Below are 13,419 nucleotides of genomic sequence, written 5' to 3'. Positions count from 1 at the left end.
CAAATGAAAAAAAGCCAAATTCTATTATTGCTAGTGGCAATCGTCATCGTGTTATCCGGCTCGCGCATGTTGTGGATGGAAATTTTCCATGATGAAAAACAGACGGCCATTCAGAATGGTCAACTCGATTTGCGTGATTGGAATGCAGAAGACGGCGACATTCTCATGCTCGATGGGGAATGGGAATTTTATCCCTCACAATGGTTGATTGACGGTAGTCGGCAGCCAGTATCAGGCGGGAATGAGCCAACGCTGATTCAGGTTCCGGGAGGATGGAATGAAGCTTTACATCCGGAAAAGCCAACTCCATACGGATATGGATCCTATCGCCTGCGGCTTTATGTAAATCCGGAAAAGGACCTTAACTATAGTATTCGAGTACCCAGTGTGCGCTCTTCCTCAGAATTGTATGTAAATGGACGATTGCTTGCCAAATCCGGGAGGGTAGCAACAACAAAAGAGGAATATATGGCGAAAAATCTGCCCTATTCTACCACCTTCGCGGCAGATGAAAACGGCGTAATCGAACTGGTGATTCAGGCGGCAAATTATAGAGATAGTCGAGGCAGCGGCATTATTCGCTCCATCAAATTTGGTTCAGAAGAAGCCATTGCCAAGGAAATGAAAGTCTCCATATCGATGCAGCTTCTGGCGGTTGTTATCTTTCTCGTGCACGCTGGCTATTCACTCATATTGTTTTTATTGGGAAATCGGGAAAAGAAGCTGCTTTATTTTTCATTGCTGACACTGTGTACAGCACTTTCTAATGTATTCAGCAGCGATGAGAAGCTGTTTCATCTATTGTTTTACATCGGCTATGATTGGGATTTTCGGATATCCAATGCTGCTCTCATTATAGGCTTCTATGCGCTGCTGGAGTGTACCGATCATCGCGAACTGGCTTATTGGAGGAGGATCTATCCCGTTTATACGGCAATGAGTGTGGGGACTGCAGGCATTACGTTTCTTTTGGCTCCTGATCAGATCATCATGCTCTTCCCGGTGTATTTTCTATTGGTCAGTATTGCAACAATGATCACGATTATTGCCATCTTGAAAAGAGTCATGAAGGATATCAAGAGCCATCTCCTGCTGCTCATCTCCATTCTAGCGCTGCTCCACCATTTAGTTTGGATGTTAATCTGGCGGGAAAGTGGTTTGAGTGTGGTCAACTATCCGTTTGATCTGATTATTTCGATGGGCTGTTTTGCCTCTGTATGGTTTCATGATTATTTTCACATGCACGCGAACACCAAGAGCCTTGCTGCCACATTGCAAAGAATGAATGACCATAAAGATCAATTTTTGGCAAACACGTCACATGAGTTTAAAAATCCGCTTCACGGCATTTTGAACATGTCACAATCGGTTTTAAAAAGGGAGCGGCATTTGTTGCAGGAGAGGAGTATCAAAGAGCTTGAAACGGTTTTGGCTGTAGGACGCCGGCTGACATTGATTTTAAATGATTTGATAGATGTGATGAGCTTGCGGGAAGGCAACCCGCGTATACAGAAAAAAGTCATTTTGATTCAGCCAATCGTGACCGGAGTTCTCGATATGCTGCAATATGATACGGAAGTAAAGCCTGTAAAAATGGTGAATCAAATTCCTGATGATTTTCCTCCCGTGCTTGCAGATGAAAATCGGGTGATTCAGATCATCTTCAATTTGCTGCATAATGCCGTGAAATTTACACATGAAGGGGAAATTTCGATTCAAGCTTTTGCAAAGGACGGAAGAGCGTATATTGTGGTTACCGATACCGGGGTTGGGATGGATGAGGAGATGCAAAAGCGCCTCTTCCGTCCGTATGAGCAAGCCAGCTACAGTGAGACCATGATTGAAGGAGGATTTGGGCTAGGGTTAAGCATTAGCAAGCAACTGGTTGAGCTTCATGGGGGGACGTTGGAAGTATCCTCTGTTTTGGGAGAAGGCTCAGAATTCAGATTTTCATTACAGCTGGCAGATGTGAAAGCGGAGGAAGAAAAAGATGTTTTGAAGACAATCGAACAAGCAGCATTGCCATCTATGCCCCTTCAGCTTGATCGGGAAGAAGTGGAAAGCCCGCCAGCTGCAACGCAAACAACCTTCCCAGAACTGAACCGTCATCGTCCGCGAATATTAATCGTTGATGATGATCCCGTCAACCTTCAAGTGCTTGAAGCGATAATGCCGCCAGAGGAATACGAGATCTCGATGGTTACGAGCGGGAAAGAAGCGTTGGCGATCCTGGATACGCAGGAATGGGATCTCGTCATCTCTGACATTATGATGCCGCAGATGTCTGGCTATGAGCTGACACGAATCATTCGCAAACGGTTTGCACATACAGAGCTCCCAGTTTTGCTCCTTACTGCGAGAAGCCAACCGAAGGATATTCAAAGCGGCTTTTTAGCGGGTGCAAATGATTATGTGACAAAGCCCGTGGAAGCATTGGAAATACGATCGCGAATTGATTCGCTGACAGCGATCAGACAGATGGTTCGGGAACAAGTGCGATTAGAAGCCGCATGGCTGCAAGCGCAAATCCAGCCACATTTTATATTCAATGCATTAAATGCGGTAACCGCTTTAAGCGACATTGATTTGAATAAGATGCGTAGCTTGCTGGATGAGTTCAGCAATTATTTGAGGAATAAATTCGAATTCCAAAATATGGATGAAGCTGTTCCGATCGAGAATGAACTGGGTCTAGTGCGCTCTTATCTATACATTGAAAAGGTTCGATTCGAAGAAAGGCTGCAGGTTGTGTGGGAGATCGATGACTGCGAGGATTTGCACATCCCATTTCTTACGATCCAGCCTTTAGTGGAAAATGCGATTCGACACGGCATTATGAAGCGCGCGCGAGGAGGCAAAATTCTGATTCGGATTTCCGTCCATGCAACGCATGCAGAGATATCAGTAGAAGACGACGGGATCGGAATGGACGACGTTCAATTGCAGCGAATATTGGAGAGAAAAGCAGATGGAAGGGCCGGAGTAGGATTGATTAATACGGATCAACGATTAAAACGCCACTTCGGAACAGGACTTCGTATCCAAAGTACACCAGGTGCGGGGACAAAGGTTTCTTTTCATGTTTGCAAACGCTCTCCCTAAATTTCATATAGCGTTAACACGGCCTTAACAGAGCTATGGGACCATCGTATATGTACATATTTTTACCTACAAGGAGCTGCTGTGATTACCATGAAAAAGAAACTAGTCGGCAGTATTGCTGGATTGGCGCTCACTGTATCGTTGGGCGCATCCGTATACGCTGCACCTGCAAACGTATTTCAAGATATTCAGGCATCCCCCTATCAAGAAGCGATCCGGTTCCTGCACGAGAAGGGGATAGTAGTCTCCAACGACAAGTTCCATCCGCAGCGGAATATAACCAAGGCCGAAGCGGCCGCCATGCTGGTTCGCGCTTTTAAGCTGCCGCGCATTCATTCTCAGCCGGCTGATAACCCGCGCCTTAAGAAATCGTTCCGTTACGAAGATCCGCTGGGGGTTATTGACGAGTCGTTCACGATGCCGTCAGCAAGCGATATTCAACATCACTGGGGCTCCGAATATATCGAAGGCGTACTGAAAATTCGCGCAGACGATATGAACGGCGATTTGTACATGCCGAATCAGGCCATATCCAAATCCAAATGGATCGAGATGATCGTCCGTACGGTCTATGGCGTCGAGCAAAATGTGAATCTCTCGGATAAGGCGCTCGAGCTTGGCATCGCTACGAAAGAAGATGCAAAGAGCGAGGAACTGATCACGAGAGAAGAAGCAGCGGACATACTGGCCAAGCTGATCGCAAACCCGGACTTTACGGTAATAACCGTATTCGCCACTTCAGACATTCATGCCCATCTCGAGCCTTACAAGCCGGGAGAAGCGAAGCGCGAAATCGGCGGACTGGCTCATATGAGCAAAATCATTAACGACACGCGTGCGATCCAGCCGAACACGCTTCTCGTCGACGGTGGAGATGCTCCTTACAATACCAATATCGGCAATCTGTTCGAGGGCAAGTCCACGATCGATGTCATGAACGCGATGAAATACGATGCGATGGTTCTCGGCAACCATGACTTCGACTTTCCGTTTACCGTCCTTGAGAGCAATGCCAAGCGTGCGACCTTCCCGTTTTTGTCGGCGAATACACGTTACAATCAAGCGAATCCCGATTATTTAAAGCCCTATGTGATAAAAGAGGTCGACGGTGTAAAAATCGGGATTATCGGTGTAACCGATGACGAAAGCCATTTCTACACACATCCGAAAAACGTCGAGGGGATCAGCTTTCAAAATGAATTTGAAGCTGCCGAGCAAGCGGTGGATGCCGTGAAGGACCAGACGGATGTCGTGATAGCGCTGGCGCATTTGCACGGCGACAACCCGATTCTGCCGACAAAAGTAAGCGGGATTGACGTGGAGATCGGCGGCGGACAGGATGTAGTCGAGTTTCCGCAAATCATTGGAGAGACGTGGTTGATTTCTCCCGGCAAACACGCCGAGGTGTTGAACCAGATCAACCTGAATATGATGAACGGCAAGATGCTCGGCTTGAACTTCGCCCATATTTTCATCACGGAAAATTTGGAGGAAGATGCAGCAGTTGCAGCTATTATCGATGATTATCGCGGGAAACTGGATGACAAGATGAAGGAGGTCGTTGGCAAGACAAGTGTCTCCCTGGATGGCGAGCGCCAAACCGTACGCCTCAAGGAATCGAACCTAGGCAATGCGGTAGCTGACAGCTTGCGGGAGATGACGGGAGCGGACATCGCTTTGCAAAATGGCGGGGGTATCAGGGCCAGCATAAACGCAGGCGACATCACGCTTGAGGAAGTGTACGCGACTCTGCCGTTTGACAACACCGTCGTTATGGTAGAGGCTAGCGGACAGACCGTGTGGAACGCTCTGGAGCACAGTCTTTCCTGGTATCCGAACGCAGCCGGCGGGTTTTTGCAGGTATCCGGACTGACCTATACGTTCGACGCCTCCAAGGAAGCGGGCTCGCGTCTCGTTGACGTGACGGTCGACGGCAAGCCGATCGACAAGACGAAGATGTACAAGGTTGTAGCCAACGACTTCCTGACCGGCGGCGGCGACAAATTCACGATGCTGAAGGACGAGACGAAGCTGCTCTCGAAAACAAAAAGCTACTTGCGAGACGCTTTCTACGAGTATTTGCAAAAGCATCCGACCATCTCTCCGGAGCTTGAGGGACGGATTACCATCTTGAACGCCCCCAAGGCGGAATAACGGGACTGTCCCCCTAATCCGAGACAAATGAAAACACCTTCAAGAGAATGCAGCCATGTCGTACGATATGGAGGCAGCTTGGAGGTGTTTTTTCTGCATCGATCAATTGGCGATCGTGACGCTCCCCGGGCGGGATTTGCATATTTTTTTCATTCGAGTCGCCTCTTCGACGATTTGCTCGATGCTCTGAAAAGGGCGGTTGCGGTTTGTCACTACCGCGATGGATATCGATACGAGCGGAATAGGGCCGAAATGGCCGGAGCGCGACTCGCCGATCACGTAATTGTTTGTCATGTCCTCGGTGTCGTAAAATTCCTGTTTCAATTTTTCGAATCCTTCGATGACCTTGCTGCAAGGCACCTGATAATTGTGGTGGTTGAATATGGCGATAAAATCGTCTCCGCCGATATGTCCGAGAAAGGTATCCTGACCTGAAAACTGCTCACGAAGCAAGTCCGCGGTCGCTTGAATGAGAGAGTCGCCCCTTTTAAAACCGTAGCTGTCATTGAATGACTTGAAATGATCCAGATCAATGTACAGCACGCTGCACTCCTTCAACCGGGTCGATTGCTGAAGCCTGTCCTCGATGATCCGGTTGCCGGGCAGGCCAGTGAGCGGATTGAGGAAAATCGCCATTTCCGCCCGGATATTGGCCACCTCCAGCAGCACACGGCGAATGCTGACGAACCCGTACAGGAGACCGTCCTGAATGACCAGCATGCCGTCGTACAATTCCTCCTCGGCCCGGTTCATCGCACGGATGCTGACATCCGTAATCGGCTCATCAAAATCAACAACAAGCGGGTTGCTGTTCATCACGAGTTTGACAGTGCGGCCCATATACAAATTGTAGCCGTACTCCGTGCCAAGCAACTGATAAAAACGGGTCCTCATCAGCAGCGCAGGCTTTTTGTCCTCCCCAACCACCGCGATTCCTTCCAGCTTGGGATTTTGCTTAAACAGATTGTTGACTATGCCGCATGTTGTTTCGGGTGAGACGATCGGAATCATTTCCGCTATTTCGCCGATTTTCGTCAACAAAACGTCTGTCTCCTCTCCTAAAAACATTCACCAAACCTGGATTACAATAACGGTAACGAAGCGTCCACTAATTCCGTGGCCGGTTTTTTGATTGCGTATCCCTGTCCGTATGGGATGCCTTCTTCGCGCAGAAAAGCGATTTCTTCCATCTCTTCGATTCCTTCGGCAATAATGTATGTGCCGGATTCGGCCGCGAATTCCCGAAGCAACTTCACGACATGCTGCTGGTTGGGATAGAGGTGAATCTGTCTGACCAGGGATTTGTCGAGCTTGATGAATTCCGGCTTCAAACTGACGATGGCCTTGAGGCTGTTGTAGCCGGAGCCAGCGTCGTCAATGGCGATGCGAAATCCCTGGGAGCGGTAGTGGGAAAGAATGCGTTCAAATGCTACATAATCATGAACAGCCTGTTTTTCGGTCAATTCGAACACGACCTGCTGGGGCGACAAGCCGTACCGCGACAACAGCTGGATCGTTTCTCCGCTCCGATAGTTTGAGTCCGACAACACCTGAGGGTGAATATTGATGAACACTACCGTGTCCTTCGGTTTATCAGCTTGATTTAGGGCCGCACTCAAGCGTTTGAAGGAGAGATCCCGGCAAAAACATTCAAATGCAAAAACCTGATCCGTATAGCCGATAAATTCGTAGAAAGATTCGGTATCGGGAAACAAAGAAGAAACCGGAGGCCGGTTTAGCACCTCATATCCGAGACAGCTTCCTTCCTGCAAATTCAAAATCGGTTGAAAAAAAGTGGTCAATGTTTGGGTGCGAATGATTTTCTGCAGCTCGTAGTATCTTCTGCAGGAAAGGAGGTATTGCTGGGTTGCATGATAGAAGTAGGTCGTGTAGTGATACAGACCGCTTTTATCCGAAGCGGGTAATAGCGGTGTTTTCATTGAATCCCATCCTTTGTGCCTATGAAATCGAGACCGGGATTACGTGGGGTTCGGCTCTATAGTCCAATCGTACCATTTCCGTCATACTACCAACGTTAACGGAATGTAAAATACAAGTTAAAACGTTGTTAGGATTCTGAAACGGTCGCGGCAGCAACTAGTAATAGGTAGGAAAAAATTGACATTCAATAGATGCGTAATTATAATGGAGGGGTACAAACGTTCGCTTAAAACGTGTGAGGAGGAACCAAATCGATGGATATAACGAAAGGAAGAGCTTGATTGGGAAGCCCTATAAGAAATGTAGATTGGGTAGAAAAAAATGAAATGATGGATTGTTTGCTCAATCAAGAAGACAACATAACCACGCATCCAATGGATCAAGGATTTGAAGCTGAAGTCAAACATTTTGGAAAAAAATGACCGGTACACGGTAATCGATTGGACGAACGGACAATTAGGCGACCCCAGATATGATTTTGCGTGGTCACTTACCCTGATAAAAATATACGCCTCGGATCGATATGCGCGCGTGTTTCGCTCCGCCTATTTCCTGGAAAATGACATTCAGCAAGAGGAACTGGAAGTTTTCGAAGCGTTGGCATGCATGAGATGGATGTTGCTGAATCGGAACGGCGGTACAGCCAAAGGTCCTGCTACCATGGAGAGGGTAAAAAAACTAATGGCAAGCAATCGATTCCTGCATGAGTGGGAGTTTCAATAATGGAGGTTGCAACTTATGAATAGCGTACTTCCCCGGTTGGGAGTCGGAGCAGTGATTAGAAACGATCAAAACGAGATTTTATTGGTATTGCGAAACAGGAATCCAGAAAAAGGAACGTGGAGCATTCCCGGAGGCAAGGTAGACCCTTACGAAAATCTCGAGGATTGCGTCATTCGAGAGATTAAAGAAGAGGTGAATCTGGACGTTGAGGTGAAGGGGTTGCTTTGTATGGCACAGACCATTCGACCTGAAAACGAGGAACATTGGGTGTCAGCCATCTATGAAGTAGCCGTAAAAAGCGGGGAAGCCCGGAATATGGAGCCAGATGGGGCAATTGCAGACCTGAAATGGTTTCGCATGGACCAACTCCCTGCTAATCTGGCTTGCTTCACGGTACCTGCGATCGAACATTTGGTCAACCGAAGAAGTCAGTGACACGAAAACAGCAAACCTCTCTAGGGGGTTTGCTGTTTTTGTTTTTTAAGGTTTTGTTAAGGTTGCGATTAAAACAGTGTAAGGTGCAGGGGTCTATAATACCTCTTATCAGAGATAGCAAAAGAAAGAAAAAGGAGCAGAAGCCAAATGAACCCATCTATCCCTCAAAAAGAGAGGATCGCGGCATTAGACATCATTCGAGGTCTTGCGCTGTTCGGAATCCTGTTTATCAATATCAAAGGCTATATCATCCTGATGGAAGGAACTGAGATTCCTGTTTATACAGGAATCAATGAAGTGATCGACACCTTGATCCTCATATTCGTGGAAAAGAAGTTTTTCTCTATTTTCTCTTTCCTGTTTGGGGTTGGCTTTTATCTCTTCGCCTCACGTGCCGAGAAACGCGGGGATAAGCCGTTGCGGCGCTTTACACGTCGCTTGCTGGCCATGTTGCTCATCGGGATTGTTCATTTTCTGTTCTTTTGGGGAACAATCCTACCATTTTACGCGTTGCTAGGCTTTTTCCTCCTGCCCTTTTACCGAGCGAGGGTCGCGACAATCAGTAAGTGGCTCGCGGGGATTACCGGCGTATACTTGCTCGCGCTTATTTTCAAACTCACCGGGGGATTAAGCTCCTTCTCCAATGTGCTGGACAACATTGGCGCAGATTCTACCTTGATCTTCATTATGTTTCTGGCCGGATTCCTTGCGGCAAAAGCAGACCTGATCAGGCGAGTCAGTGAATGGAAAAAGCAGATCAGATCGGTCGCCATGGGAGTGGTTCCAATCGTCGCGGGCTTTTCCATCTGGATCTGGTATGCATCTCAGAGTGGAGCAGAAAATGTGAAGCTGATCGTTTCTTTGAGCACCATTCCGGCCGTTTTGTTGTATGCAAGCTCCCTGTTTTTGCTGATGGAGCATGAACGGATTCGTTCCTTTTTCCAACCCGTAGCGAGAGTGGGACAGATGGCTCTTACCAATTATGTGGCGCAAAGCTTTCTAGGTTCGCTGATCATTTCGTTCATGGGGCTTGAGACAGTCTCTCCTGTCAATGTTGTGTGGATCGCCTGCCTGATTTTTCTCGTACAGATCATCTACAGCAACCTGTGGTTCAAGTTCTTTGCGATGGGGCCGATGGAAAAAGTCTGGCGCTTTATGACCTATGGCAAACAAACGGCGAAAAAAACCAACTCCCTGCAAACTTGATAATGGGGGAAAGGTCATGCATACTCTCACATAGAGCATTGGAGGAGGCAGGATTGCATGTCTGGCAAAAAGGTTTTGATTATAGACGATGAAGCTGATATTTTAAAGCTCATTCAAACAGTTCTCATCAAAGAAGGAATTGAGCATGTCCTGACGTCTACGACAGCGGAAGACGGGTGGATCCAATTTCAAGCAATGAAACCAGACCTTGTCTTTGCCGGATGGAGAGGGCTATGAGGTTTGCAAGAAAATGAGGAGCATCTCCAAGGTGCCGATTTTATTCATTTCGGCCAAAACGGAGGAGATTGATAAAATAGTTGGCTTTGCCATAGGCGGGGATGACTATATTACAAAGCCGTTCAGCCCCAAAGAGCTGGCTTATCGCGTGAAAGCACAATTGCGCAGAGCCGATTATGCGGTGCCTGAGCCCATAGAAGAACCGATCCTGAAGGCGGGCCCCTTTGAATTGGATCCCCAAAAGGCAGAGTTGCGAAAGAATGGACAGCCGATTGAGTTAAAGCCGAAAGAACTCGGAGTAATGAAGTTTTTCCTCCAGAACGTCAATAAAGTGATCAGTAAGGAAAAGCTGTATGATGCGGTCTGGGGGGAGGATTTTACGGGCATTGATAATACCGTCATGGTGCACATTCGAAGATTGCGGGAAAAAATCGAAGACCAGCCCTCTTCGCCCACGTATTTGAAAACCGTAAAAGGCTTGGGGTATAAATTGACTGTAGAGGATTAAGAACCATGAAATGGAAATTGACCGGACAATATTTGCTGTCGGTTGTTTTGGTTGTCATACTCGTCATTTTGATCAATGTTTTCCTCACGTTCGCTTTGTTGCTCGTGCAGATAGGCTTCGATATCCCGATTATTCTTGAAAAGGAAACATCTCCCGAGCAATTTACCAGGGAGTTTCAGGATCGGGTCCACATCGTGCATGATGGTGCAACCATTACCGAGGAAGGAAAACATGAGCTGCTTGCAAAACATGCGTGGATCCAAGTGTTGGATGAAAATGGAAAAGAAATAGCGGGATACCGAGTACCGGAAGGGGTAACGAAAAAATATACGCCAACAGATATCATCCAAATGTACAAGTATCAGGAAGTGAATGCAGATACGACCATTTTTATTGGGGAAAAAGATGGCGGAGACAGACGCTACAGCTATTTCATCGGGATCGAGAACCCGAATTTAAATCGATACTTCATCTCCTATGACAACCAGGTTTTTTTCCGGATTTCGAAAGTCGGAACCGTAATATTCATCATTGATATTCTCGTTGCCCTGTGGATTGGCTATCTCTTTAGCAAGCGTCTGACACAGCCCCTGTACACACTTATTGAAGGGATCAAAAACTTGGCACACCAAAAATTCCATCATCTGCATAAACCACAAGGAATCTACGAGCATGTTTTTGATCATGTAAATCAACTATCCCATCAGCTGCAGGCAAACGAGAAGGAAAGAAAGAAACTGGATCAATTAAAAGAGGAATGGATCGCAAACATTTCCCATGATTTGAAAACACCCCTGGCTTCCATCCAAGGTTTCTCCGAAATGATCAAGGATCCGGATTATCAGTTTACGATAGACGAGATCAGGGAATATGCCGGGATAATCGAAAAAAAATCTCTCTATATAAAAGAAGTCATCGATGATTTGCATTTATCGACGCGATTAAAAAACAAAGAGCTATCCATCCGCAAGAAAACGGTAAACATGGTAGCCCTCATGAGAAATATGGTCATCGATATACTGAATGATCCGGAATACGCGAATCGACATATCGAATTCCATGCAAACCAAGAGAATGTACCCGCAGAGGTGGATGAAATCCTGTATAGGAGAGCGATCACTAATTTGATTTACAATGCGATCGTTCACAACGATAAGGATGTAAAAATCGATGTAAGCGTCGAAAAGAAAGAACGAACGCATATCACGATTCAAGACAATGGAAAAGGAATTAAAAAGGAAGAGCTGGACAGAATTTTTGACCGCTATTATCGCGGAACCAACACAGGAGATGCGCATAAAGGTTCCGGACTTGGAATGGCCATTGCGAATGATACTATTCAGGCACATGGTGGAGAGATTGCCGTTCATAGTGTAGAGAAGCATGGGACCACAATTGAGATTCAATTGTAATCTCCCATGCTTTTTTTGTGGGAAAATGAAAGATTATCGGAAGCTGCTCCGTCTATACAGTGTCAAGGAGGTGGGACATACATGGACGACAATGCCGGCGCCGGCGTGCGTATCGAACAATGGTTTCACGCTTACAGCAATGATATTTATCGCTTTCTGGTCTATTATACGGGACGAACGGATATTGACGATCTTGTGCAGGAAACCTTTATTCGTGCTCTCAAGGCTCTAGAGAAGACAGAGGTTAAAAACCCCAAAACGTGGCTGTTTGCCATTGCCAGACATGCGGCCATTGATGAAAAGCGCAGGTCAAAATTGATGAACTGGCTACCCGATCTATTCCTGCAGCAGCTTGTTTCGCACGATAAAACCCCCGAAGAGTCTTTGGAATTAAGTGAGACCAACCGGATGATCTACGACATGATCAATCAGTTGAAACAATCCTACAGGGACGTATTGATCCTGCGCGGGATCAAGGGATTGTCCAGCAAGGAAACGGGCGAGGTTTTGGGGTGGAGCGAAGCAAAAGTCAATATCACGTTTCACAGGGCGCTGAAAGCTGTCCAAAACAATAAGAATGTTCCTGTTTCGGAGGTGATGAGCAATGCCGTCTCAAGATAAACAGAGTATCTTAGAAGAATTGCAGAGTTTCCCTGACCAGAGCCTTGCCTGGGAACGAAGCCAAGTAATCCTCGAGAACATACGAGAGGAGCGAAGACGTATGCTAAAACAAAAAAGGCGGAGAAAACATCTGGCTTGGGTGACCAACGGCCTGATCACGTGTGCTGCGTTGTTTGCGATTATCTGGATGAACCCGTTCTCTTCTCCAGCAAAAACAACAGGCAGTGAGTCTGTACTAGAGCAAACATATTTCGCGGCAGCGCAAGAAGCAATCAAAGCAATTGGCATGAACAAGAATTTTCTTTTTGACGAGATGGAGCAGGACACAGAGTATTGGATTGTACGGACGACAGACCGCCAAGCCATTGTGACTTTTAAGCCGAATACGACAGAGGTGCGAAGTGTCTCGGCAACGTATAAGAGCGATGAGTTGACGCCAGTGTATCAAAAGTATGTAGAGACTGCACAGAATGCAATGAAGGAAGCAAATCAACCGGTTGATTTTCAGGAAGCTCATTTTTTCCAAATGGATGGAGAAACGACCTTTTCCTTGTGGTTTGGGGATAACCAGTTCGTGCGTGTCGATCTGAAAACCAATCAAGTAACCGACTTCTCCATTTTTTACAACCTGGCGGATGTGGACGAAAAGGTTGTATCCAGTGCGAAAAATGCGTTGATGGTGCTAGCAAAGCACGATCGTTTCGCCTTTACTCAGGTAAAAAAATCAACAACCAAGAATGAAGAAGTGTGGACGTTCTCTAATGAACAAGAGAAGTATTCGGTTGAAGTGGGGGCAAAAACGGGCCAGATATATCGGGTGAAATATGTAGCAGACCACTATCGCATATCATCCATAGATGAGGCCGTTACTGTGACCAAGCCGCTGGTACAAAGCCTGTTTGGTGTGGATATTACGGGGTACCAGGCTTATGGCGGCAGGGATTGGGGAGGCTATTTGCTAAAAAGTGAGGGAAAACCAACAATACGCATCAATATTGCTGATTTGAGCATCGGGAATATTGCTGCAATCGGCATGGAAAGATAGAAACATACGGATCGATGGAAAGAGCCTGGAGCGAA

General features: G+C 46.8%; 10 protein-coding genes and 1 pseudogene. 9 read left to right on the top strand and 2 right to left on the bottom strand.

Annotated elements, in window-relative coordinates:
• Positions 1–3 precede the first annotated feature (3 nt).
• Together EDM58_RS12390 and EDM58_RS12385 are read left to right on the top strand one after the other, a co-directional pair.
• A complete protein-coding gene (locus EDM58_RS12390; RefSeq protein WP_122913603.1) occupies positions 4–3,102 on the top strand; it encodes a hybrid sensor histidine kinase/response regulator in 3,099 nt (1,032 codons plus the stop codon).
• A 90-nt stretch (positions 3,103–3,192) separates the two neighbouring features.
• A complete protein-coding gene (locus tag EDM58_RS12385; protein WP_122913602.1) occupies positions 3,193–5,256 on the top strand; it encodes a 5'-nucleotidase C-terminal domain-containing protein in 2,064 nt (687 codons plus the stop codon).
• Positions 5,257–5,358: 102 nt separating this feature from the next.
• Here EDM58_RS12385 and EDM58_RS12380 read toward each other — a convergent pair whose 3' ends face one another.
• A complete protein-coding gene (locus tag EDM58_RS12380; RefSeq protein WP_122913601.1) occupies positions 5,359–6,297 on the bottom strand; it encodes a GGDEF domain-containing protein in 939 nt (312 codons plus the stop codon).
• A gap of 41 nt (positions 6,298–6,338) precedes the next feature.
• Complete coding sequence (locus EDM58_RS12375) at positions 6,339–7,196, bottom strand: EAL domain-containing protein (protein ID WP_122913600.1); 858 nt, start codon at positions 7,194–7,196, stop codon at positions 6,339–6,341.
• Positions 7,197–7,605: 409 nt separating this feature from the next.
• Here EDM58_RS12375 and EDM58_RS12370 point away from each other — a divergent pair, with 409 nt between their 5' ends.
• The 7 genes and pseudogenes from EDM58_RS12370 to EDM58_RS12340 all read left to right on the top strand — a co-directional run bounded on the left by EDM58_RS12370 (position 7,606) and on the right by EDM58_RS12340 (position 13,384).
• On the top strand, positions 7,606–7,920 hold the full coding sequence (locus EDM58_RS12370; RefSeq protein ID WP_122913599.1) for a hypothetical protein: 315 nt from the start codon (positions 7,606–7,608) through the stop codon (positions 7,918–7,920).
• A 15-nt stretch (positions 7,921–7,935) separates the two neighbouring features.
• Positions 7,936–8,355 (top strand): NUDIX domain-containing protein, encoded by a 420-nt coding sequence (locus EDM58_RS12365; RefSeq protein ID WP_122913598.1) that lies wholly within the window; start codon positions 7,936–7,938, stop codon positions 8,353–8,355.
• Positions 8,356–8,502: 147 nt separating this feature from the next.
• Positions 8,503–9,561 (top strand): DUF418 domain-containing protein, encoded by a 1,059-nt coding sequence (locus EDM58_RS12360; protein WP_122913597.1) that lies wholly within the window; start codon positions 8,503–8,505, stop codon positions 9,559–9,561.
• Between the two features lie 57 nt (positions 9,562–9,618).
• Positions 9,619–10,306, top strand: a pseudogene (locus EDM58_RS12355) (response regulator transcription factor).
• Positions 10,307–10,311: 5 nt separating this feature from the next.
• On the top strand, positions 10,312–11,718 hold the full coding sequence (locus EDM58_RS12350) for a sensor histidine kinase (protein ID WP_122913596.1): 1,407 nt from the start codon (positions 10,312–10,314) through the stop codon (positions 11,716–11,718).
• Positions 11,719–11,799: 81 nt separating this feature from the next.
• Complete coding sequence (locus EDM58_RS12345) at positions 11,800–12,339, top strand: RNA polymerase sigma factor (protein WP_023556441.1); 540 nt, start codon at positions 11,800–11,802, stop codon at positions 12,337–12,339.
• Positions 12,323–13,384: a hypothetical protein gene (locus tag EDM58_RS12340; RefSeq protein ID WP_122913595.1), complete on the top strand. Its 1,062-nt coding sequence runs from the start codon at positions 12,323–12,325 to the stop codon at positions 13,382–13,384. Before EDM58_RS12345 ends, EDM58_RS12340 begins: the two co-directional genes overlap by 17 nt.
• Positions 13,385–13,419: the final 35 nt, after the last annotated feature.

The sequence above is a fragment of the Brevibacillus panacihumi genome (genome assembly GCF_003710985.1).
GTDB classification, from domain to species: Bacteria; Bacillota; Bacilli; order Brevibacillales; family Brevibacillaceae; genus Brevibacillus; species Brevibacillus panacihumi.
Note: the sequence above shows the minus strand (reverse complement) of the source record. Positions and strands in the feature narration are given on the sequence as shown.

Bases quoted from the DNA above. Each gene is read 5' to 3' on its own strand.
- EDM58_RS12390 (WP_122913603.1), top strand. From the start codon at position 4: ATGAAAAAAAGCCAAATTCTATTATTGCTAGTGGCAATCGTCATCGTG.
- EDM58_RS12385 (WP_122913602.1), top strand. From the start codon at position 3,193: ATGAAAAAGAAACTAGTCGGCAGTATTGCTGGATTGGCGCTCACTGTA.
- EDM58_RS12375 (WP_122913600.1), bottom strand. From the start codon at position 7,196: ATGAAAACACCGCTATTACCCGCTTCGGATAAAAGCGGTCTGTATCAC.
- EDM58_RS12365 (WP_122913598.1), top strand. From the start codon at position 7,936: ATGAATAGCGTACTTCCCCGGTTGGGAGTCGGAGCAGTGATTAGAAAC.
- EDM58_RS12360 (WP_122913597.1), top strand. From the start codon at position 8,503: ATGAACCCATCTATCCCTCAAAAAGAGAGGATCGCGGCATTAGACATC.
- EDM58_RS12350 (WP_122913596.1), top strand. From the start codon at position 10,312: ATGAAATGGAAATTGACCGGACAATATTTGCTGTCGGTTGTTTTGGTT.
- EDM58_RS12345 (WP_023556441.1), top strand. From the start codon at position 11,800: ATGGACGACAATGCCGGCGCCGGCGTGCGTATCGAACAATGGTTTCAC.
- EDM58_RS12340 (WP_122913595.1), top strand. From the start codon at position 12,323: ATGCCGTCTCAAGATAAACAGAGTATCTTAGAAGAATTGCAGAGTTTC.